This is a genomic window from Escherichia coli DSM 30083 = JCM 1649 = ATCC 11775, assembly GCF_003697165.2.
Lineage (GTDB): Bacteria > Pseudomonadota > Gammaproteobacteria > Enterobacterales > Enterobacteriaceae > Escherichia > Escherichia coli.
The window spans coordinates 1,883,956-1,907,316 of record NZ_CP033092.2 but is presented as its reverse complement, the minus strand read 5'-3'; the positions used below and the strand labels follow the sequence as shown (position 1 = coordinate 1,907,316).

At 51.5% G+C, this 23,361-nt stretch carries 18 protein-coding genes; 8 read left to right on the top strand and 10 right to left on the bottom strand.

Annotation, left to right across the window (positions count from 1 at the left end):
• Positions 1–250 precede the first annotated feature (250 nt).
• The 7 genes from mdtA to yegP all read left to right on the top strand — a co-directional run bounded on the left by mdtA (position 251) and on the right by yegP (position 11,535).
• Entirely contained in the window at positions 251–1,498 is a 1,248-nt protein-coding gene (mdtA, locus tag EAS44_RS10135) for a multidrug efflux RND transporter subunit MdtA (RefSeq protein WP_000678945.1), read from the top strand.
• The gene (gene mdtB / locus EAS44_RS10130; protein WP_001197878.1) at positions 1,498–4,620 is read left to right on the top strand and encodes a multidrug efflux RND transporter permease subunit MdtB; all 3,123 of its coding nucleotides are present in this window, start codon (positions 1,498–1,500) and stop codon (positions 4,618–4,620) included. Before mdtA ends, mdtB begins: the two co-directional genes overlap by 1 nt.
• Complete coding sequence (mdtC, locus tag EAS44_RS10125; RefSeq protein ID WP_000667561.1) at positions 4,621–7,698, top strand: multidrug efflux RND transporter permease subunit MdtC; 3,078 nt, start codon at positions 4,621–4,623, stop codon at positions 7,696–7,698.
• Complete coding sequence (gene mdtD, locus EAS44_RS10120) at positions 7,699–8,904, top strand: multidrug transporter subunit MdtD (protein ID WP_025893859.1); 1,206 nt, start codon at positions 7,699–7,701, stop codon at positions 8,902–8,904.
• Positions 8,901–10,304 carry a two-component system sensor histidine kinase BaeS gene (baeS, locus tag EAS44_RS10115; RefSeq protein WP_000675178.1) on the top strand — a complete coding sequence of 468 codons (1,404 nt, stop codon included), beginning with the start codon at positions 8,901–8,903 and terminating at the stop codon, positions 10,302–10,304. The genes mdtD and baeS overlap by 4 nt, the downstream gene beginning before the upstream one ends.
• Positions 10,301–11,023: a two-component system response regulator BaeR gene (gene baeR, locus EAS44_RS10110; RefSeq protein WP_000137877.1), complete on the top strand. Its 723-nt coding sequence runs from the start codon at positions 10,301–10,303 to the stop codon at positions 11,021–11,023. The genes baeS and baeR overlap by 4 nt, the downstream gene beginning before the upstream one ends.
• Before the next feature lie 179 nt (positions 11,024–11,202).
• A complete protein-coding gene (gene yegP, locus EAS44_RS10105) occupies positions 11,203–11,535 on the top strand; it encodes a YegP family protein (protein WP_001300972.1) in 333 nt (110 codons plus the stop codon).
• 124 nt (positions 11,536–11,659) lie between these two features.
• Here yegP and EAS44_RS10100 read toward each other — a convergent pair whose 3' ends face one another.
• Genes EAS44_RS10100 through EAS44_RS10085 form a run of 4 tightly spaced genes read right to left on the bottom strand, consistent with a single transcriptional unit; the run spans position 11,660 to position 16,375 of the window.
• Entirely contained in the window at positions 11,660–12,265 is a 606-nt protein-coding gene (locus EAS44_RS10100) for a hypothetical protein (protein ID WP_000928864.1), read from the bottom strand.
• A 60-nt stretch (positions 12,266–12,325) separates the two neighbouring features.
• Positions 12,326–14,434 carry a DUF4034 domain-containing protein gene (locus EAS44_RS10095; RefSeq protein ID WP_000434216.1) on the bottom strand — a complete coding sequence of 703 codons (2,109 nt, stop codon included), beginning with the start codon at positions 14,432–14,434 and terminating at the stop codon, positions 12,326–12,328.
• 10 nt (positions 14,435–14,444) lie between these two features.
• Positions 14,445–15,161 carry a DUF1266 domain-containing protein gene (locus EAS44_RS10090; protein ID WP_000052543.1) on the bottom strand — a complete coding sequence of 239 codons (717 nt, stop codon included), beginning with the start codon at positions 15,159–15,161 and terminating at the stop codon, positions 14,445–14,447.
• Entirely contained in the window at positions 15,161–16,375 is a 1,215-nt protein-coding gene (locus tag EAS44_RS10085) for a PcfJ domain-containing protein (RefSeq protein WP_000147372.1), read from the bottom strand. Before EAS44_RS10085 ends, EAS44_RS10090 begins: the two co-directional genes overlap by 1 nt.
• A gap of 487 nt (positions 16,376–16,862) precedes the next feature.
• Here EAS44_RS10085 and yegQ point away from each other — a divergent pair, with 487 nt between their 5' ends.
• The gene (gene yegQ, locus EAS44_RS10080) at positions 16,863–18,224 is read left to right on the top strand and encodes a tRNA 5-hydroxyuridine modification protein YegQ (protein ID WP_000476019.1); all 1,362 of its coding nucleotides are present in this window, start codon (positions 16,863–16,865) and stop codon (positions 18,222–18,224) included.
• Positions 18,225–18,496: 272 nt separating this feature from the next.
• Here yegQ and ogrK read toward each other — a convergent pair whose 3' ends face one another.
• The 6 genes from ogrK to EAS44_RS10050 form a co-directional block, all read right to left on the bottom strand.
• Positions 18,497–18,715: a prophage transcriptional regulator OgrK gene (gene ogrK, locus EAS44_RS10075; protein WP_000468308.1), complete on the bottom strand. Its 219-nt coding sequence runs from the start codon at positions 18,713–18,715 to the stop codon at positions 18,497–18,499.
• Between the two features lie 81 nt (positions 18,716–18,796).
• Positions 18,797–19,960 carry a phage late control D family protein gene (locus EAS44_RS10070; RefSeq protein WP_000882921.1) on the bottom strand — a complete coding sequence of 388 codons (1,164 nt, stop codon included), beginning with the start codon at positions 19,958–19,960 and terminating at the stop codon, positions 18,797–18,799.
• On the bottom strand, positions 19,960–20,439 hold the full coding sequence (locus EAS44_RS10065; protein ID WP_000978873.1) for a phage tail protein: 480 nt from the start codon (positions 20,437–20,439) through the stop codon (positions 19,960–19,962). Before EAS44_RS10065 ends, EAS44_RS10070 begins: the two co-directional genes overlap by 1 nt.
• Positions 20,440–20,453: 14 nt before the next feature.
• On the bottom strand, positions 20,454–22,901 hold the full coding sequence (locus EAS44_RS10060; RefSeq protein ID WP_000069909.1) for a phage tail tape measure protein: 2,448 nt from the start codon (positions 22,899–22,901) through the stop codon (positions 20,454–20,456).
• A complete protein-coding gene (locus EAS44_RS10055) occupies positions 22,894–23,049 on the bottom strand; it encodes a GpE family phage tail protein (RefSeq protein WP_000174594.1) in 156 nt (51 codons plus the stop codon). The genes EAS44_RS10060 and EAS44_RS10055 overlap by 8 nt, the downstream gene beginning before the upstream one ends.
• Positions 23,046–23,321, bottom strand: a complete 276-nt coding sequence (locus tag EAS44_RS10050) for a phage tail assembly protein (RefSeq protein ID WP_001031303.1) — start codon at positions 23,319–23,321, stop codon at positions 23,046–23,048. The genes EAS44_RS10055 and EAS44_RS10050 overlap by 4 nt, the downstream gene beginning before the upstream one ends.
• Between the last annotated feature and the right edge of the window lie 40 nt (positions 23,322–23,361).

Genomic DNA, 23,361 nt, shown 5'->3' with positions numbered 1-23,361 from the left:
TCGGGAGGGGCTTTTCCGTTTCAGCGTCCCGCTGAAATCGTCGGCTTATCTCCTTTCGCCATGCAAGCAGTCTATCGCTAACGCGTAGATAAAATAGTTTCATGTGTTATTACTGGATGCGTGCTCGCAAATGTGCCCGTCATTCAGACGATTCCCGACAGTGTTTCATAATTCCTCCATTTTTCTCCCTTATTGGCTGGCTACACTAGTATCATTCCGCGAAACGTTTCAGGAAGAGAAACTCTTAACGATGAAAGGCAGTTATAAATCCCGTTGGGTAATCGTAATCGTGGTGGTTATCGCCGCCATCGCCGCATTCTGGTTCTGGCAAGGCCGCAATGACTCCCAGAGTGCAGCCCCTGGGGCGACGAAACAAGCGCAGCAATCGCCAGCGGGTGGTCGCCGTGGTATGCGTGCCGGCCCATTAGCTCCGGTTCAGGCGGCGACCGCAGTAGAACAGGCTGTTCCGCGTTACCTCACCGGGCTTGGCACCATTACCGCCGCTAATACTGTTACGGTGCGCAGCCGCGTGGACGGTCAACTGATGGCGTTACATTTCCAGGAAGGCCAGCAGGTCAAAGCAGGCGATTTACTGGCAGAAATTGACCCAAGTCAGTTCAAAGTTGCATTAGCACAAGCCCAGGGCCAACTGGCAAAAGATAAAGCCACGCTCGCCAACGCCCGCCGTGACCTGTCGCGTTATCAACAACTGGCAAAAACCAATCTCGTATCTCGTCAGGAACTGGATGCCCAACAAGCGCTGGTCAGTGAAACCGAAGGTACCATTAAGGCTGATGAAGCAAGCGTCGCCAGCGCGCAATTGCAACTCGACTGGAGCCGTATCACCGCACCAGTTGATGGTCGCGTTGGTCTCAAGCAGGTTGATGTTGGTAACCAAATCTCCAGTGGCGACACCACCGGGATTGTGGTGATCACCCAAACACATCCTATCGATCTGGTCTTTACTCTGCCGGAAAGCGATATCGCCACCGTTGTACAGGCGCAAAAAGCCGGAAAACCGCTGGTGGTAGAAGCCTGGGATCGCACCAACTCGAAGAAGTTAAGTGAAGGCACGCTGTTAAGTCTCGATAACCAAATCGATGCCACTACCGGTACGATTAAAGTGAAAGCTCGCTTTAATAATCAGGATGATGCGCTTTTCCCTAATCAGTTTGTTAACGCTCGCATGTTAGTCGATACCGAACAAAACGCCGTGGTGATCCCCACCGCCGCACTGCAAATGGGCAACGAAGGCCATTTTGTCTGGGTACTGAATAGCGAAAACAAAGTCAGCAAACATCTGGTGACACCGGGCATTCAGGACAGTCAGAAAGTGGTGATCCGCGCAGGTATTTCTGCGGGCGATCGCGTAGTGACGGACGGCATTGATCGCCTGACCGAAGGGGCGAAAGTGGAAGTGGTGGAAGCCCAGAGCACCACTACTCCGGAAGAGAAAGCCACCAGCCGCGAATACGCGAAAAAAGGAGCGCGCTCCTGATGCAGGTGTTACCTCCGAGCAGCACAGGCGGCCCGTCGCGCCTGTTTATTATGCGTCCTGTCGCCACCACGCTGCTGATGGTGGCGATCTTACTCGCCGGGATTATCGGTTATCGCGCCCTGCCCGTTTCGGCACTGCCGGAAGTGGATTATCCGACCATTCAGGTGGTCACGCTCTACCCAGGTGCAAGCCCGGATGTCATGACCTCTGCCGTTACCGCGCCGCTCGAACGCCAGTTTGGGCAGATGTCCGGCCTGAAACAAATGTCGTCGCAAAGTTCCGGCGGTGCGTCAGTTATCACTTTACAGTTCCAGCTAACCTTACCGCTGGATGTCGCCGAGCAGGAAGTGCAGGCCGCGATTAACGCTGCCACTAACCTGTTGCCGAGCGATCTGCCTAACCCGCCGGTTTACAGCAAAGTGAACCCGGCAGATCCGCCGATCATGACGCTCGCCGTCACCTCAACCGCCATGCCGATGACCCAGGTGGAAGATATGGTGGAAACCCGCGTCGCGCAGAAAATCTCGCAGATTTCCGGCGTAGGGCTGGTCACGCTTTCCGGCGGCCAGCGTCCGGCTGTTCGCGTCAAACTTAACGCTCAGGCGATTGCCGCCCTCGGTCTGACCAGCGAAACCGTGCGCACCGCTATTACCGGCGCTAACGTTAACTCGGCAAAAGGGAGCCTCGACGGCCCTTCCCGCGCGGTCACGCTTTCCGCGAACGACCAGATGCAATCCGCCGAAGAGTATCGCCAGCTAATCATCGCCTACCAGAACGGCGCACCGATTCGTCTGGGCGATGTCGCAACCGTAGAGCAAGGAGCAGAAAACAGCTGGCTCGGCGCGTGGGCGAACAAAGAACAGGCCATTGTGATGAATGTCCAGCGCCAGCCCGGTGCTAACATTATCTCCACCGCCGACAGCATCCGGCAGATGCTACCACAGCTCACCGAGAGTCTGCCGAAATCGGTGAAGGTGACGGTACTTTCTGACCGTACCACCAATATCCGCGCATCGGTCGACGATACCCAGTTTGAGCTGATGATGGCTATCGCGCTGGTAGTCATGATTATCTACCTGTTTTTGCGCAATATTCCGGCGACCATCATTCCCGGCGTCGCAGTGCCGCTGTCGTTAATCGGCACCTTCGCGGTCATGGTGTTTCTCGATTTTTCAATCAATAACCTGACGCTGATGGCGTTAACTATCGCCACCGGATTTGTGGTCGATGACGCCATCGTGGTGATCGAAAACATTTCCCGCTATATCGAAAAAGGCGAAAAACCGCTGGCGGCGGCGCTCAAGGGCGCGGGTGAAATCGGCTTTACCATTATCTCGCTGACCTTCTCGCTGATTGCGGTGTTGATCCCCCTGCTGTTTATGGGCGATATCGTCGGGCGACTGTTCCGCGAATTTGCTATTACCCTGGCAGTCGCGATTTTGATCTCAGCGGTGGTGTCGCTAACCCTGACACCGATGATGTGCGCACGGATGCTCAGCCAGGAGTCGCTGCGTAAACAGAACCGCTTCTCCCGTGCCTCGGAGAAAATGTTCGACAGGATAATCGCCGCCTATGGTCGTGGACTGGCGAAAGTGCTGAATCATCCGTGGCTGACCTTAAGCGTGGCGCTCAGCACGCTGCTGCTTAGCGTGCTGCTGTGGGTGTTCATTCCGAAAGGTTTCTTCCCGGTGCAGGACAACGGCATTATTCAGGGCACTTTGCAGGCACCGCAATCCAGCTCCTTTGCCAATATGGCCCAGCGGCAACGCCAGGTCGCGGACGTGATTTTGCAGGATCCGGCAGTGCAAAGTTTGACCTCATTTGTTGGCGTTGATGGCACTAACCCGTCGCTGAACAGTGCGCGTTTACAGATCAATCTCAAACCACTGGATGAACGAGATGACCGGGTGCAAAAAGTCATCGCCCGTCTGCAAACGGCGGTGGATAAAGTGCCGGGCGTCGATCTCTTCCTGCAACCAACGCAGGACCTGACTATTGATACTCAGGTCAGCCGCACCCAGTACCAGTTTACCTTGCAGGCCACGTCACTGGATGCGCTCAGTACCTGGGTGCCACAGTTGATGGAAAAACTCCAGCAGCTGCCACAGCTTTCTGATGTCTCCAGCGACTGGCAGGACAAAGGGCTGGTGGCGTATGTCAATGTCGACAGGGACAGCGCCAGCCGTCTGGGGATCAGCATGGCGGATGTCGATAACGCCCTGTACAACGCGTTTGGTCAGCGACTGATTTCCACTATTTATACTCAGGCTAACCAGTATCGCGTGGTACTGGAACACAACACCGAAAATACCCCAGGCCTCGCGGCGCTGGATACCATTCGCCTGACCAGCAGCGACGGTGGCGTGGTGCCGTTAAGCTCAATTGCCAAAATTGAGCAGCGTTTTGCGCCGCTTTCCATCAACCATCTGGATCAGTTCCCGGTAACGACTATCTCCTTTAACGTGCCGGATAACTATTCGCTGGGCGATGCGGTGCAAGCGATTATGGACACAGAGAAGACGCTGAATCTGCCGGTGGATATCACCACGCAGTTCCAGGGCAGCACCCTCGCCTTCCAGTCAGCGCTGGGCAGCACTGTCTGGCTGATTGTCGCGGCGGTGGTGGCGATGTATATCGTGCTCGGCATTCTGTACGAGAGCTTTATTCACCCGATCACCATTCTCTCGACGCTACCCACCGCAGGGGTCGGCGCGCTGCTGGCGTTAATGATTGCCGGTAGCGAACTGGATGTGATTGCCATTATCGGCATTATTTTGCTGATCGGTATCGTGAAGAAGAACGCCATCATGATGATCGACTTCGCGCTGGCTGCTGAGCGCGAGCAAGGCATGTCGCCGCGCGAAGCTATTTACCAGGCTTGTCTGTTGCGTTTTCGTCCGATCCTGATGACCACTCTGGCGGCTCTGCTTGGTGCGCTGCCGCTGATGTTGAGTACCGGGGTCGGCGCGGAACTGCGTCGTCCGTTAGGTATCGGCATGGTCGGCGGTCTGATTGTCAGCCAGGTGCTGACGCTGTTTACCACGCCGGTGATTTATCTGCTGTTCGACCGTCTGGCATTGTGGACCAAAAGCCGCTTTGCCCGTCATGAAGAGGAGGCGTAAGTGAAGTTTTTTGCCCTCTTCATTTACCGCCCGGTGGCGACGATTTTACTGTCGGTCGCCATTACCCTGTGCGGCATACTGGGTTTCCGTATGCTGCCAGTCGCCCCGCTGCCGCAGGTCGATTTTCCGGTGATCATGGTCAGCGCCTCGCTGCCCGGTGCGTCACCAGAAACAATGGCGTCTTCCGTTGCCACGCCGCTGGAGCGCTCACTTGGGCGCATTGCCGGAGTCAGCGAAATGACCTCCAGCAGTTCGCTCGGCAGCACGCGCATTATTTTGCAGTTTGATTTTGACCGGGATATCAACGGCGCAGCGCGCGATGTGCAGGCGGCGATCAACGCCGCGCAAAGTCTGCTACCCAGCGGGATGCCCAGCCGTCCGACCTATCGCAAAGCGAACCCGTCGGATGCGCCAATTATGATCCTCACGCTGACATCCGATACTTATTCGCAGGGTGAACTGTACGATTTCGCCTCGACACAGCTGGCTCCGACGATTTCGCAAATCGACGGTGTCGGTGATGTCGATGTTGGCGGCAGCTCGCTGCCCGCCGTACGCGTCGGGCTGAATCCGCAGGCGCTGTTTAATCAGGGCGTCTCGCTGGACGACGTACGCACCGCCATCAGCAATGCCAACGTGCGTAAACCGCAGGGGGCGCTGGAAGATGGTACTCACCGCTGGCAGATCCAGACTAACGATGAACTGAAAACCGCCGCTGAATATCAGCCACTGATTATTCATTACAACAACGGCGGCGCGGTTCGTCTGGGCGATGTGGCGACGGTGACCGACTCAGTACAGGATGTGCGCAACGCCGGGATGACCAACGCCAAACCGGCTATTTTGCTGATGATCCGCAAGCTGCCGGAAGCCAACATTATCCAGACGGTAGACAGCATCCGCGCCCGTCTGCCGGAATTACAATCCACCATCCCGGCAGCAATTGATCTGCAAATTGCCCAGGATCGCTCCCCTACTATCCGCGCGTCGCTGGAAGAGGTTGAGCAGACGCTGATTATCTCGGTGGCGCTGGTGATTCTGGTGGTGTTTTTGTTCCTGCGTTCGGGTCGCGCCACCATTATTCCCGCCGTTGCGGTGCCGGTTTCGCTGATTGGTACGTTTGCGGCGATGTACCTGTGTGGTTTCAGTCTCAATAATCTTTCGTTAATGGCGCTCACCATCGCCACTGGCTTTGTGGTGGATGACGCCATCGTGGTGCTGGAAAACATTGCCCGTCATCTGGAGGCGGGGATGAAACCGCTACAGGCCGCGCTGCAAGGTACTCGCGAAGTCGGCTTTACGGTGCTGTCGATGAGTCTGTCACTGGTGGCGGTGTTCCTGCCGCTGCTGTTGATGGGCGGATTGCCGGGTCGCCTGTTACGCGAGTTTGCCGTGACGCTTTCTGTCGCCATTGGTATTTCGCTGCTGGTTTCCCTGACGTTAACGCCGATGATGTGCGGCTGGATGCTAAAAGCCAGCAAGCCGCGCGAGCAAAAGCGACTGCGTGGCTTTGGTCGCATGTTGGTAGCCCTGCAACAAGGCTATGGCAAGTCGCTGAAATGGGTGCTCAATCATACCCGTCTGGTGGGCGTGGTGCTGCTTGGCACCATTGCGCTGAATATCTGGCTGTATATCTCGATCCCGAAAACCTTCTTCCCGGAGCAGGACACCGGCGTACTGATGGGCGGGATACAGGCTGACCAGAGTATTTCGTTTCAGGCGATGCGCGGTAAGTTGCAGGACTTCATGAAAATTATCCGTGACGATCCGGCGGTGGATAATGTCACCGGCTTTACCGGCGGTTCACGGGTGAACAGTGGAATGATGTTTATCACCCTTAAACCACGCGGCGAGCGGAGCGAAACGGCCCAACAGATTATCGATCGCTTGCGTAAAAAACTGGCGAAAGAACCGGGAGCGAATCTGTTCCTGATGGCGGTACAGGATATTCGCGTTGGCGGACGTCAGGCTAACGCCAGTTACCAGTACACGTTGTTATCCGACGACCTGGCGGCACTGCGCGAATGGGAGCCGAAAATCCGCAAAAAACTGGCGACATTGCCAGAGCTGGCTGATGTTAACTCCGATCAGGAAGATAATGGCGCGGAGATGAACCTTATTTACGATCGCGACACCATGGCGCGATTGGGAATTGACGTGCAAGCCGCCAACAGCCTGTTAAATAACGCCTTCGGTCAGCGGCAAATCTCGACCATTTACCAGCCGATGAACCAGTACAAAGTGGTGATGGAAGTTGATCCGCGCTATACCCAGGACATCAGTGCACTGGAAAAAATGTTCGTTATCAATAACGAAGGAAAAGCGATCCCGCTGTCGTATTTCGCTAAATGGCAACCGGCGAACGCTCCACTGTCGGTGAATCATCAGGGATTATCGGCGGCCTCGACCATTTCGTTCAACCTGCCGACCGGGAAATCGCTCTCGGACGCCAGTGCGGCGATCGATCGCGCAATGACCCAGCTTGGTGTGCCTTCGACGGTGCGCGGCAGTTTTGCCGGAACAGCGCAAGTGTTCCAGGAGACGATGAACTCACAGGTGATCCTGATTATCGCCGCCATCGCCACGGTATATATCGTACTGGGTATCCTTTACGAGAGTTATGTGCATCCACTGACGATTCTCTCCACCCTACCCTCGGCGGGCGTCGGAGCGCTGTTGGCGCTGCAGCTGTTCAATGCCCCGTTCAGCCTAATTGCGCTGATAGGGATCATGTTATTAATCGGCATCGTGAAGAAAAACGCCATTATGATGGTCTATTTTGCGCTTGAAGCCCAACGGCACGGTAACCTGACGCCGCAGGAAGCTATTTTCCAGGCCTGTCTGCTGCGTTTTCGCCCGATTATGATGACTACCCTAGCGGCGCTGTTTGGTGCGCTGCCGCTGGTATTGTCGGGCGGTGACGGCTCGGAGTTGCGGCAACCATTGGGGATCACCATTGTCGGCGGTCTGGTCATGAGCCAGCTTCTGACGCTGTATACCACGCCGGTGGTGTATCTCTTTTTCGACCGTCTGCGGCTGCGTTTTTCGCGTAAACCTAAACAAGCGGTAACCGAGTAAATGACAGATCTTCCCGACAGCACCCGCTGGCAATTGTGGATTGTGGCTTTCGGCTTCTTTATGCAGTCGCTGGACACCACCATCGTTAACACCGCGCTTCCCTCAATGGCGCAAAGCCTCGGGGAAAGTCCGTTGCATATGCACATGGTCATTGTCTCTTATGTACTGACCGTGGCGGTGATGCTGCCCGCCAGCGGCTGGCTGGCGGACAAAGTCGGCGTGCGCAATATTTTCTTTACCGCCATCGTGCTGTTTACTCTCGGTTCACTGTTTTGCGCGCTTTCCGGCACGCTGAACGAACTGTTGCTGGCACGCGCGCTACAGGGCGTTGGCGGCGCGATGATGGTGCCGGTCGGCAGGTTGACGGTGATGAAAATCGTACCACGCGAGCAATATATGGCGGCGATGACCTTTGTCACGCTGCCCGGTCAGGTCGGGCCGCTGCTTGGCCCGGCGCTCGGAGGTCTGCTGGTGGAGTACGCATCGTGGCACTGGATCTTTTTGATCAACATTCCGGTGGGGATTATTGGCGCGATCGCCACACTGATGTTAATGCCGAACTACACCATGCAGACGCGGCGCTTTGATCTCTCCGGCTTTCTGTTGCTGGCGGTTGGCATGGCAGTCTTAACCCTGGCGCTGGACGGCAGTAAAGGTACAGGTTTCTCGCCGCTGGCGATTGCTGGCCTGGTCGCAGTTGGCGTGGTAGCACTGGTGCTTTATCTGCTGCACGCCCAAAATAACAACCGCGCCCTGTTCAGTCTGAAACTGTTCCGCACTCGTACCTTTTCGCTGGGCCTGTCGCTGGTCACCCTGTTGTTTATGACTACCGCTCTGCTGGGCTGGTACTACGTTTTGCCGTTCGTCCTGTTTTTACAAGGAATGGTCAACTCGACGCGTTTCTCCTCCATGAACACCCTGACGCTGAAAGATCTCCCGGACAACCTGGCGAGCAGCGGCAACAGTCTGCTGTCGATGATTATGCAATTGTCGATGAGTATTGGCGTCACCATCGCCGGGCTGTTGCTGGGACTTTTTGGTTCGCAGCATGTCAGCGTCGACAGCGGCACCACACAAACCGTCTTTATGTACACCTGGCTTAGCATGGCGTTTATCATCGCCCTTCCGGCGTTTGTCTTTGCCAGAGTGCCGAGCGATACGCATCAAAATGTGGCTATTTCACGGCGAAAAAGGAGCGCGCAATGAAGTTCTGGCGACCCGGTATTACCGGCAAACTGTTTCTGGCGATTTTCGCCACCTGCATTGTCTTATTGATCACGATGCACTGGGCGGTACGTATCAGTTTTGAGCGCGGCTTTATCGATTACATCAAGCATGGTAATGAACAACGGCTGCAAATGCTCGGCGATGCGCTTGGTGAGCAGTACGCCCAGCACGGGAACTGGCGCTTCCTGCGTAATAACGATCGCTTTGTATTTCAGATCCTACGTTCACTGGAGCATGATAACAACGAAGATAAGCCCGGCCCCGGTATGCCACCACACGGCTGGCGCACGCAATTTTGGGTGGTTGATCAAAATAATAAAGTGCTGGTTGGCCCGCGAGCACCGGTTCCACCCGACGGCACACGGCGGCCCATTATGGTCAATGGTGCGGAAGTTGGCGCGGTGATCGCCTCCCCTGTTGAACGACTGACCCGTAATACTGATATCAATTTTGACAGACAACAGCGGCAAACCAGTTGGCTGATTGTGGCTTTATCTACCTTATTAGCGGCGCTGGCGACATTCCCACTGGCGCGCGGTTTGCTGGCTCCGGTAAAACGACTGGTGGATGGCACGCACAAACTGGCAGCGGGTGATTTCACTACTCGCGTAGCCCCCACCAGCGAAGATGAGTTGGGCAGACTGGCAGAGGATTTCAATCAACTCGCCAGCACACTGGAGAAAAACCAGCAGATGCGCCGCGATTTTATGGCCGATATTTCTCATGAACTGCGCACGCCTTTAGCAGTACTGCGCGGCGAACTGGAAGCCATTCAGGATGGTGTGCGTAAATTCACGCCGGAGACGCTGGCTTCTTTACAGGCAGAAGTCGGAACACTGACAAAACTGGTTGACGATCTCCATCAATTGTCTATGTCTGATGAAGGCGCTCTCGCCTATCAAAAAGCACCGGTAGATTTGATCCCACTGCTGGAAGTGGCGGGAGGCGCATTTCGCGAACGATTCGCCAGCCGTGGCCTGAAATTGCAATTTTCCCTGCCAGACAGTATTACCGTATTTGGCGATCGCGATCGTTTAATGCAGTTGTTCAATAACTTACTGGAAAACAGCCTGCGCTACACTGACAGCGGCGGCAGCCTGAAAATCTCTGCCGAACAGCACGACAAAACGGTGCGCCTGACCTTTGCCGACAGTGCGCCGGGTGTCAGTGACGATCAGCTACAAAAATTGTTTGAACGTTTTTATCGCACCGAAGGTTCCCGCAACCGCGCCAGCGGTGGTTCCGGGCTGGGGCTGGCGATTTGCCTGAACATTGTTGAAGCACATAACGGCCGCATTATTGCCGCCCATTCGCCTTTTGGCGGGCTTAGCATTACAGTAGAGTTACCGCTGGAACGGGATTTACAGAGAGAAGTATGACCGAGTTACCAATCGACGAAAACACACCGCGTATTTTGATCGTGGAAGATGAACCGAAGCTGGGGCAGTTGCTCATTGATTATCTGCGTGCTGCGAGCTATGCGCCAACGTTGATTAGCCACGGCGATCAGGTACTGCCATATGTGCGCCAGACACCACCGGATCTGATCCTGTTGGATCTGATGCTCCCTGGCACCGATGGCCTGACGCTGTGCCGGGAAATTCGTCGTTTTTCTGACATTCCGATCGTGATGGTGACGGCAAAAATCGAAGAGATCGACCGCCTGCTGGGGTTGGAGATTGGCGCAGATGACTATATCTGCAAGCCGTACAGCCCACGGGAAGTGGTAGCGCGCGTCAAAACCATTTTGCGCCGTTGCAAACCGCAGCGTGAGTTGCAGCAACAGGATGCTGAAAGCCCGTTGATTATCGACGAAGGTCGTTTTCAGGCTTCCTGGCGCGGTAAAATGCTTGACCTGACGCCTGCAGAATTTCGTCTGCTGAAAACGCTCTCTCATGAACCAGGAAAAGTGTTCTCCCGCGAGCAGTTGCTGAACCATCTTTATGACGACTACCGCGTGGTAACCGACCGTACCATCGACAGCCACATTAAAAACCTGCGCCGCAAGCTGGAATCTCTCGACGCCGAACAGTCATTTATCCGCGCCGTTTACGGCGTCGGTTACCGCTGGGAAGCCGACGCCTGCCGCATCGTTTAACATTTTTACCTGCCGGAGATGGCCTTCAGACCAGATCCGGCAACATTATCCCACGCATGGTCAGCAAACTGACATTATCTCTCCGCCCTGGCAGGCACCAGAAAATCGCTCATACTTTAATTGGCAAACAGTACCTTTAGATGCTGTTTTCGATACGCAATTTCAATCAAGGAGTCATTATGGCTGGTTGGTTTGAACTCAGTAAGAGCAGTGATAATCAGTTCCGGTTTGTGCTAAAAGCGGGCAATGGTGAGACTATCCTCACCAGCGAGCTGTATACCTCAAAAGCCTCTGCGGAAAAGGGCATCGCGTCGGTGCGTAGCAACAGCCCGCAAGAAGAACGCTATGAGAAAAAAACGGCAAGCAATGGCAAATTCTATTTCAATCTGAAAGCCGCCAATCATCAAATTATCGGCTCCAGCCAGATGTATGCCACCGCGCAATCTCGTGAAACCGGAATTGCCTCCGTTAAAGTAAATGGCACAAGCCAGACGGTGAAAGACAATACGTAATTACGATGCCGGGCGTAGGTTGTTGGCGTCCGGCTTTATATCAAAATAACGCTTATTTATTGATAATTAAGATTAACCTCCGTCATTAAAATAATGAGTAAATAAGTTTCAGTATCAGAATTTATCACGCCCCACAATCACCAATCTGATCCACCACCGTCAGATACCAGTCACTGTCATAACTGTAAAGTTGACTTAAATAAAATACCAGTCCATCGTTACTCTCTTCTGGCGCAGCGACCACACGCACGGCCCCGTATTCCATTCGACGCGCTGCGGCAATCTGCGCATCAGAAATAGTATTTTGCGGTGAACCAAACATCTGCGTGAAGACCAAACTACGGCTGACTTTATGGTGAACATCGCTATTGCTAATAAAATACCCCTGCTTATTCCAGCCACGTTCGCAGTTAAATTTCGGGATAGCTTTCTTATTAAATTCGTCATCTCGCGGAACATGTTCCCCTGCCGAGGGCCATGGGAAATACTCGGGAACAGGTTGCCTGAAATTAATTTGCTTAAGATTTTCAACATCCATCGAAGCACCACGGTGGAAAAGAACATACAAACCCGTTTTTTTATCAATTAACGAGTTGATTAATTGGGCATCTTCTTGCTGAAAGCCCATAATCACCTTTCTGGCTGTTTCCTCCAGCGTACACCCGGCATTGGCGGGTAAAGAAAAGAATATCAGCCCCACCAGCATCATTCCTTTTTTTAACATCAGCATTGTTTGCATCTTCTCATCATGGGGCTCATATTACACATTTAACAATTTTCAGGATAAACCTTACACCATACTGTTAACCTGGCCGGGTAATTCGCTAGCTGGAATACGAAAGGTATACCAGGCATAACGACAGCGTTTCCACAGGCTGGAGAAATGGAGATGATAAAGGCAATCTGCAATAATTTCGTTATCTGGATATAAAGACTCGGCAAAATGTGTCCAGCGCGCACTGAGTTTCATGTTAAACAGTTTTTCATCTTCTTTGTTACCATACAGGCGCGACAAAGTAATCATTGCTTCGAGCGTACCTTTATTCGCTTCTTCTTGTACCTGTTGGAGGTGCAAATGAGCAAGTGAGAGTTCTTTCACCTCAAAGATATTAAGTAAAAAAAGCCCCCATGCTTTTTCATGTCCAGCTTCATGAGCCAGAAATAAATTGTCAAGGAGATTTTTTTCATAAATAGCCCGTGTTTCTTTAGAAATTTCTTGTTTATTTAGTGCCTGGTAGCAGATAGCAATGCTAAAATAAATATTTTGTAGATCTTGTTGATGTTCGCTATAACCATAATTTTTTACCAGTGGATAAGATACCGAGCTATGGAAATTTAGGTCATCTTGAAGTATTTTAAGTGCCCGTCGAAAATACTCCAAAGCTGTAGATGGTTCATAAGGTAATTTTGTATTGTCTTCCTTATCCAAATATTCAAGAGCAACTAAATTTAATGCGGCAGGAATATTTCTTTGCTTACCAATTGTCGCAAGCGGAATGAAATAATCAGAAAGGTCAAACCAACTCAAATCTTTTATTGCCGACCGCCAATTATGATTGTATTTAATGTCACTAGCTTTTTCCAGCCAAGCATCGCCCTGCCCTTCATCTTTTTCAAAACCCAAAATACCCTCTCGCTGGAAAAACCCCCTATAAATAACAGGTGTAGCATAAGTTGTATTCTGTGAATTTTGGCAGATAAAATTATATATCCAGAATGAATCTGGATAATAACTTAATGCAAATTTTATCGCGTACGCAGTGTAATAATTATTGAGCTTCATGTCTTCCATCACCGCTCGCTGTATACAGCACCACAACTTATCGTGATCGTTCTGCTTGTTATAGCAGGCAAGTAACCACTCTAGGGCATTATGGCGACATTCCTGAAATTGTGCGTACTGAGCAATATTCTCTGCTAAGTCGATTGCATATTGTTGCTCCTCGGGCGCAATGTCCTCAATGCTGACATCTCGGTAATCATCCCACCAAAGTAAGAGATCCATATAGTCATGTTCTTCGGTAGATAAGTGCTTACAGGTTACTGAATCCAGCAATTCGGAAATTTCTTTATGCGACCCTCCCCAGCGTGGCATTCGAAATGGTATATATTCAACAAAAGGATAAAAAGTGTGAGGAAAAATAGTCAGGCAAACAGAAAGCCAATATTTTTGCCCACCATCATCATCATACTCAGGAAGTATATTGGGGCGAGGCAAAACGGGGCATATTGCATGCTCAAACGAAAGTCCGGAATACGCCATCAACGCTTCCACTTCTTGCGGGGAGCGGCGGTGATAATTTTTCAGTGCGATCATTAATGGTATTCCTGCGACACTATCACCGTTAAGGTGTGCCGCCAGCCAGGCTGGCTGACCAAATACTTTTGAGTTGGTGCTGGTAAGTAATGCAGCCATCCATTGTCGTGGGTCACAATCAATTGCTTTAAGTGTAGCGATGACCATTTGTTCATTACATGCACCAGCACAAAGCCACATTGCATGTGTGGTATCATTTGCCCAGCCATAACTGCGATATAACCATGCACGGTGATTCCAGTATTGTGCTTCGGCAAGCCAGGCATGTGTAGAATGAGGTCTTGCTTGCTGCCAGGTTTTAATGAGTCTTAAACCTTCTGTTCCGGCATCAACTAGCGTGTTCATATCATAAAAATAGTTGCACATTTGGGTCCAGGATAAAAAATAGCGCTTTTCAGCCTGACGAGAAGTGAAACTCTCCTGTAATACCTGGTTATAAATTTCATCTAGTTCCTGATAACGTTTTTCTTGTAACATATAAGGAATATTTGCGATTTGCCATTTTCTCTCAAGAGTATTAAGTGGCATTTTTTGGTCACACATCTTTTGCATTGCACTGAGTAAACGAGCATCCTGTTCCATAGATATCCTTTTAATTAGGTTCAAAAATTTTAAATTCATTCCACGGCAATTTTTTCCAGTTACTGGATGGATCTTTCAACCATGCAGTGACTTCCTTTAAATCACGGTTCGCAGTGGCGACGGGGGTATCGTATATCATTAACCATTTTTGTCGGGCGCGAACATAAGCACTGGCATAATCTTCCCATGAAGCGAAACAATCTTGTGCTCTTTGAGCATTCAGTAATAACACTATCCAGGCCTGGTTTTCATCGCACCAGCCTAAACCGGCGATGCAACGAGTTAAAAAAGCAGTGCGCATACAGTCAAACGCCAGCCCATCCAGAACCTGGCCTTGTGCTGCCAGTTGTTCGTAAAAATCATGTGGAGAATTACCAAGCCCTGTAGCCCAGCGCTGTAATATAACGCCAATTTGTTGACGGAAATCTTCGTTGCTTTGGTAAGTTTCTGTTCCTAGCTCTTGTTTAACCTGTAGTGCAAGTTGTTGACGCTTATCATCAGTCAACTTTAAATCTAACGTGAAGCCATTTACTGACAGTCCATTACGACGAGCAACTATATCACCAATTGCTAATGCCCACTTACGTCTCTTTGTTGCTCGTCTTTTGTCCTTGATTAGATCCTTTTCTTTTTCTTTAGCAATAAAAGCATCGATTTGTGGTTTGTTTTTTTTGTATCTATAGATAAAAATAAATATTGCGACCAGGAGAACAATGATAAGACTCATTATTTTTCAACCTCTGACAGGGGTAAGTAATGAGATGTCTGTAATGTCAAACTCTCTATCTCAAAGGAAATGTTGCTGATATTTTGACCTGCAAATTGCGGATGCCACTCAGCGCCAGGGAATAACATTTCCGCAGAAGTAGCAACTATAGGGTCAATAGCATTAAGATAATGTAACTTATCAGGTGCGCTGTGTAACAGTAACCACTGCAACTCCACTGAAGGATTTGTAAAATGTTCTAATAAATGAAAGTTATTATGTAGTACGCTTAGTAAAAAACTGGTTTCGTATACTTCCGTTACATATTTCCACCCCTGATATTCAGGTGTATTTTCATAAACAATACCCATACCTTCACAATCACTATGTCGAACTGCTTGTGGTGATAATAGTTGCAAAAGAGACAAAACATCGTCCGCATATTTTTTAACTGGATGACGATTTTGCTTACCTTTTATTTGATCAATTTCAAGTGAATCACCAACAACATTGAGAGCAATAGTAACATGAGGAATATTATTATTATCACGCAAACTGAATAACCGTAATTTATGTTGCTCAATTTGATTTGCATAATACTCACCATAACCACCGGTAAGATTTTTTCGATCATCAAACTGGCCTACGCAATGTTGCATATGCCATGATTCATAAGCCATTTCACGACGAAGGTTCGAATGACTGGCATCAAACTCAACAATTTTTCCGTCTGGCACATCAAGTATTGACTTTACAGTATTTTGTTCACTCGGCTGCCACCCTTTCTCGCGTCGTTGAAGCATCTTTTCATGCTCTTCTTCACGCATTCTGAACGCAACGTAGCAGGTTATGCGCTGTAGTTTTGATTCCAGACGGGTACCACATTTCCTGGAAAGAAATTCCACCAACTCCCGTTCTTTGGTTAATATTTGTTGATGATCGGTTTCGATATAATAAAGTGTCGCAGTTGATACTGAGGCAGTATTAAACTTCGATACCAGCCATTCCGGGATTACATCATCATTTTTATTAAACAGTGAATATTCTGCAAGCGAGTTAATTTGTTGCACCATTGGAAAGTCACTAATTAGCCATCGATAAAAATGGTTGAGTAACCATTTTTGGATGGTCTCATTATCCTGGCGAAACAGACTTCTTTGCAAAATTGCTGTTTTTACTTCCGGGGCATTAATTACATCCCTTGCATTATAATTCTGGTGAATATTTCCAGTCATAACATCCGCCCGTGTTTATTATATCACTCAAAGCAATAATTGTTGACTATAGATTTTTTATCTAAATCAGCATGGTTGCAGGTACATACTCAAGTAAGCCACTCAAGAAAATAACGTAAACTCAATAGTGGCAGCGTCACAAACTTTGGAAATTATGTCTTATATTTGCAGTTTATTTTAGTGAATAATTGAGATAAATGACATTATTTTACATCCTCAATAATTCAGGCTGTAAGAGGACGGCAAATACATTCATAATTATCAGGGGATGAACATTCAGGAAAGTAGTCAGTATCGTCAACTTTTTCTTTTATCACTACATGAAGATTTCGTGTAGATACTCCCATCTCTGCCACTTCTCCCCTCACATTTACACTGGAGCTAAACCCGCCGATTGCGCTACAATGCCCGCCCTTAAAGTGGGGGCACTCCCCTAACCGCTTCATCAGGTGAAGCGGCTCTGACCTGTCATCAGAACGAGAGAATTATGTTTAAACCGGAACTCCTTTCCCCGGCGGGAACGCTGAAAAATATGCGTTACGCTTTCGCTTATGGCGCAGATGCTGTTTATGCGGGCCAGCCGCGTTACTCCCTGCGTGTACGCAACAACGAATTCAACCACGAAAATCTTCAGCTCGGCATCAATGAAGCCCACGCGCTGGGGAAAAAGTTTTATGTCGTGGTCAACATTGCACCGCACAACGCCAAGCTGAAAACCTTTATCCGTGACCTGAAACCGGTGGTGGAAATGGGGCCGGATGCGCTGATTATGTCCGATCCAGGGCTGATTATGCTGGTGCGTGAACACTTCCCGGAAATGCCAATCCACCTCTCGGTACAGGCTAACGCCGTAAACTGGGCGACGGTGAAATTCTGGCAGCAAATGGGTCTGACCCGCGTGATCCTCTCTCGCGAACTGTCACTGGAAGAGATTGAAGAGATCCGCAATCAGGTGCCGGATATGGAGATCGAAATCTTCGTTCACGGCGCGCTGTGCATGGCCTACTCCGGTCGCTGCCTGCTCTCTGGCTATATCAACAAGCGCGACCCGAACCAGGGCACCTGCACCAACGCCTGCCGCTGGGAGTACAATGTCCAGGAAGGGAAAGAAGATGACGTCGGCAACATCGTACACAAGTACGAGCCGATTCCGGTGCAAAATGTTGAGCCGACGCTGGGTATCGGCGCGCCAACCGACAAAGTGTTTATGATCGAAGAAGCCCAGCGTCCGGGCGAGTATATGACCGCGTTTGAAGATGAGCACGGCACTTACATCATGAACTCGAAAGATCTGCGCGCCATCGCCCATGTTGAACGCCTGACCAAAATGGGCGTGCATTCGCTGAAAATCGAAGGCCGTACCAAATCTTTCTACTATTGCGCACGCACCGCGCAGGTTTACCGTAAAGCTATCGATGACGCCGCTGCGGGCAAACCGTTCGATACCAGCCTGCTGGAAACGCTGGAAGGTCTGGCGCATCGTGGCTATACCGAAGGTTTCCTGCGTCGTCATACCCACGACGATTATCAGAACTACGAATACGGTTATTCGGTTTCTGACCGCCAGCAGTTTGTTGGTGAGTTTACCGGTGAGCGCAAGGGGGAGCTCGCGGCGGTAGCGGTGAAAAATAAATTCTCCGTTGGCGACAGCCTTGAGCTGATGACGCCGCAAGGCAACATTAACTTTACCCTTGAGCATATGGAAAACGCCAAAGGTGAAGCGATGCCGGTCGCACCAGGCGATGGTTATACTGTGTGGCTCCCGGTGCCGCAGGATCTTGAGCTAAATTACGCGCTGCTGATGCGTAATTTCTCCGGGGAAACCACGCGTAACCCCCACGGTAAGTGATTAATTTCGATTATTTTTCCCGGATGGAAAATTCTTAGAAACCGATCACATACAGCTGCATTTATTAAGGTTATCATCCGTTTCGCTGAAAAACATAACCCATAAAATGCTAGCTGTACCAGGAACCACCTCCTTAGCCTGTGTAATCTCCCTTACGCAGGCTTATTTTTTACGCGTAACACAATGAAATAAAAGGATTTATTTCTGGTCACGTCCACACATTGACCACATCGACAAAAAAGCCCCTCGACTGAGGGGCTTCCTGTTTGTAATTACATCCACATAATTTGCTGCCCTGACGGCAACGGGTGCGGTCTTACGGCGTGGACTTCTCCCGGCTTCACGATGTATCGCTGTACCGACTCATAAGTGATGAATGTGGCGCTGCAATTCACGTTCTGACACTGGTGATAACGCTCTTTTGTCGTGTCAGTGATATAGCGGCTTGTACGCGCATGTGCGGCATGCTGGCATAAAGGACAATGAAACATCGCGAGCACCTCTTCCGGTTTTGTTGATGGTGCTATTTTAGTTAATTTATCCTTATAAAACAAATAGATAAAATAAAAACATCACTCATCATCTTCTGTTTCGTACTCCACATCAGAAAGCCTGACCTCAAGCTCCAAGGACGTCGTGAAGCCGCTATTATTCAGAAAATGTGTCACCTTAGTGATTGTCCAGTCCTGCTCGTCTATGACGCGCTTAAAGCCTGACACTTTAACCGGTGTTTCCGTGTAAATATCTGCCCGACCGGTAGCCAGGCTGATGGAGAACTCCGCAACGCCCCGTTGCAGCTTATCCCACTTCGCCTGAGCGGCGCGCATGGCCTGCGCTTTCGTGGCATATACCGCGGTCAGGGCAAAAACATTGTCAGCCTCACCTGCCATGTATTCACCTTCGCGCGCTTCCGGTACTTTTGGCGCTTTCTTCTGCGTGACTGGTTTCGCTTTCGGGTGCTCCAGTGCGCGCAGGTGTTTCTCTTTCTTTTTGCGTTTCAGTTTTACCTTCTGCTTTTGTGGCTTCGGGTCTTTGGTGTGTAACCACTTTGCCGTTACGCCGGTATAGGCTCCACGGTCAGCAATCGCAAAATGATGGCGGTCGCCGTCGCTGCGGGTGATGGTAATCTGCGGGATTTTTTTACCGCTGGCCGTCACCCCCTGCCCCGCCTTGAGAAACAACAGTTTTCCCATTTTTACCGACACCTCACCGCCGTTGCGTTCAGCAAGGCGGGTCAGGAATTTTGCATCAGACTCCTGCGACTGGTCGATGTGCGGGATTTTAATTCCGGCCAGTGACGGAGCGACACTGGCTTCCAGCCTGTTACGGGAGGCTATCGCTTCAACAATCGCACCGAGCGTGGTGTCATGCCAGGAGCCTTCACGGCGGGAATTGAGCGTCCCGCGAAAATCTGCACTCCGGGCGCGGATGGTGACCACATCCGGTGCGCCCCGGTGTTCAACCTCATCAACGGTAAATTTCCCTTTGCATACCAGGGCAAAACCTTTCCAGCCGATATACACCGTCAGGACAGCGCCACGAACCGGCAGCCCGACCTGCCCGTCGGCATCGTTCAGTTCAATATCAAGCTGGTCAGCCTCAAAGCCCCGGTTATCCGTCAGGGTCATGCTCATCAGACGGTCGCTGATATTGCCGGTAATATCCCTGTTGTCGAGCATCAGCATGTAATCCGGCGTCAGCGTACTGCCTGCATCAAATGTCAGTGCATCCAGCATTATCCCGCCCCCGTCATATCCGTGAATTTAGTCGCCATACTGCCAGCCTTACCGATGAGCGATTCTGCCTGTTTACCGATATCGCCATAAAGCGCGGCCAGTGATTCATCAACGCGGGTGAGCGACAGCGTAAAATCAATTTTCCGGGGTGTGCCGTCTGCAAAGAAAATACTCCCTGTTTCACTCACCCTGCTGATGACATACATGCCGTAAATCATGCCGGTGCCATCCAGCAACGGCCACGCCCGGCCTTCCTCAGCCATCAGCCTGAGCGTGGTCATCGTCAGCTTGCCGCCGGTCAGTTCGGGATAAAGCACACCGGCAAGCGTGATATTTTCCTCGCCAACACCGAGAAACTGAAAGGCATCCCGTTTGCCGATACGGGAATTTGACGCCCAGCGATAATCTGATTCACGCTGCATGGTCTGGTGTGGCAGCGTCTGGCGCATAAAAACAAACATACCTAACGCGAGCATCATTTTTCGTCACCTCCTTAACCGTCATGCATCATGCTGGCACGGGCGCGCGCACGTTTATCCCGCTCGTATTTTTCGAGCGCATCCTGTAACTGGCGGTCAAGCTGTGTCCCCGGCGCAGTACCACCCGTCAGGCTGATGTGATATTCGTTTTTACTCTGGTCCACATAAGAGCGGCCAGCCGGTGCCGTGACCGGCTGATAAGCCTGATAGCCTGCATAAGAGCTGGTCGCCGGAATATAACCACCGGTGCCATACGTGGCGGCATGAGTTCTGGCGGCGGTCTGGTCAAGTGTGTCTGACTCTTTGTTGATAACACCGAGTTTTTCCAGTACCCAGTCAATACCGCTGCGCAGTTTGTTGAACGCATTAAGCGGCAGCATCAGCGCGTCAGCCAGTGCCTGCCCGAACATGACGCCCGTGTCACGGCAACGGTTCAGGGTGTCCCGGGTGGCTTTAACCGGAGCAATCAGGTTTGTAAACCACTGCCACGCGGCCTGTAACTTTTCGCCCAGCCAGTCAAACACCGGCTTAAGTGGCGTGAACAGCTCCCCCACCGGCGCAAATGCCGCTTTCAGCCCTTCAACCACACCGCCAAAGAATGCGCTGACAGGCTCCCAGTATTTACGGATAAGCAACGCCCCGGCGACAATGGCAGCCACCACGGCCACAACCGGCCAGCTAATCGCCCCGATGGCCGTCATAACAGCACTGCCAACCGTCGTGAAGATTGCCCCCATTGCGCCTGCTGCCGCGATAATAGCATTGATGCCGGTGATAACCGGCCAGGCTACGAGGCCAATGGCACCAATGATGCCAGTCAGCGCCAGTGCACCACCGGCAATTAGGCCAATGGTTAACGCCAGTGATTTGTTTTTCTGGATCCAGCCGTCGAGTTTTAACACATACTTTGTGGCCGTCTGCGTGAGCTTACGCAGTGCGCCTTCCTGCTGGTCAAACAGGTCAGTCCCCACCGCCTCATAAGCGGACTGAAACTCCTTAAAGTCACCGCCGAGGTTGTCCTGCATGATATTTACCAGTTCTGCGGTCTTTCCGTCTGAGGCTTTAAACGCAGCGGTCAGTTTGTCCAGCTTTCCGGTTGAGGCGGCAGTCATCAGCACGGCGGCGGCTGAACTGGCCTCCTCCCCGAAAATGGTTTTCATGTATTCAGCCTGCTGGGCAGTACCGAGCCGGTTTTTCTCAAAACTGGCCTGCATTTCTTTCAGAATGGTAAATACTGGTCGGGTGTTTCCCTTACTGTCTGAGGTTTTCACACCAAGCTCTTTGAGTGCATCCCATGCTTTTCCCGTCGGTGCCTGCAGGCGGCTTAACACGGCACGGCTTCCCGTTCCCGCCATTGAACCGGTAATTTTTGCATCATGCAGCGCCCCGACCATTGCGGCTGTTTCTTCAATGCTGACACCGGCATTTTTTGCCACAGGTGCGGCATAGGTCAGCGCATCGCTCATACCGTCAAAATCGGCGGCGGTTTTGTTCATCGTCATGGAGAGAACATCCCCGATATGAGCGACCTTATCGTTTGAAAGCTGAAAGGCGGATTTCATCCCCATCAGCAGGGCGGCGTTTTCTTCCATCGTGCGGCGGTTCGCCAGCGCCATATTCAGCGTGACCGGCGTTGCCGCCTGAATGGCATCAACATCCCCACCGGCTTTCGCAATGATAATCTGCGCACCGGCAGCATCATCCGCCGAGGCGGCTGTGTTGTCGCCGAGCTGGCGCGCCTGTTTGCGTAGCGCGGCCATTTCGGCAGAATCTTTTGCCACACCGAGCACGGCCTGTAATTCTGAGTTTTTCTGCGCAAACTCATAACCGGGCATCAGCAGCTTAACACCGGCCATCGTTCCCGCCGCCGCAATCCCCACACCGGCAGCGCCCACTGAGGCCATATTTCCGGCCAGTTCCTTTCCGGCCTGATAACGCTGTTTGACTGCGTTAAGTTTTGCCTGTTGCGCACTGACACGCGCCAGCGCGTCACGCTGCCGGTTAAGCTGGGCGGTGGTTTCACTGATACGGTTTTTCAGTCCCTGCTCATCATGTGCAAGATTGCGGGTATTAATTCCCACAGCGGCCAGTTCCCGCTGCTGGCGTTTAACGGAATCTGTCAGGCGGTTATATTTCGCCTGTAAGTCCTCCGCCGCACGCTTTGCGGATTCCAGCACTTTCGCCTGAGCACGGGTCGGGCGTTCGGTGTTTTTAAACTGTGTGGCAAGGGCTTCGGCCTGCTGCCGTGCCTTTTCAAGTGCATGACCAGTCACGGCGAGCTGTGCACTGGTCTTGCGGAATCCCTCAATACGGGATGCGTGACCGTTCAGCTCGCGCAGTGATTTTTGTGTTTCCCGGATATCCCCCGACAGCAACTTACTCGCTGTGCGGATGGATTTAAACGGGCGGGACGCCTGGTCAACAGCCCTGAGCAATACCTGTAATTTTACATTGTTACTCATTCGTGTTTCCGCTTCGCCTGAGCGCCTTTTCGCGCCATGTGATGAGTTCGGTCAGGCTCATGGGATACAGTTCTGATGGCGGCCAGTGAAATATCACTGCCACATCCGCCATCAGGTCATCGACCGACAGATTTTTCGGAAGCGTCACTGCACCGAGTTCGGCGACAAAAAACCGACCACCTTACCGGCCAGCGCCACAAGGTCAGGCAGTTCCAGCGCGGCGACTTCCTGCTCGGTCAGCATCGGTGCCGTCATGCGCGGCAGCACCTTAATCAGTGCATCGACTTCGGAGTTCGCGACCGCAGCCAGACTGACACCGCGCAGCGTCCCGGCATTAGGTTTCATCAGCGTGACCTGTTCGATAACCTGCTCACCACGCTTGACCGGATTGTCCAGGGTAATCACATTTTCTTTGTTCATGGTTTTCTCACTTCTGAATCGGGGTTAACCGGTCAGCCAG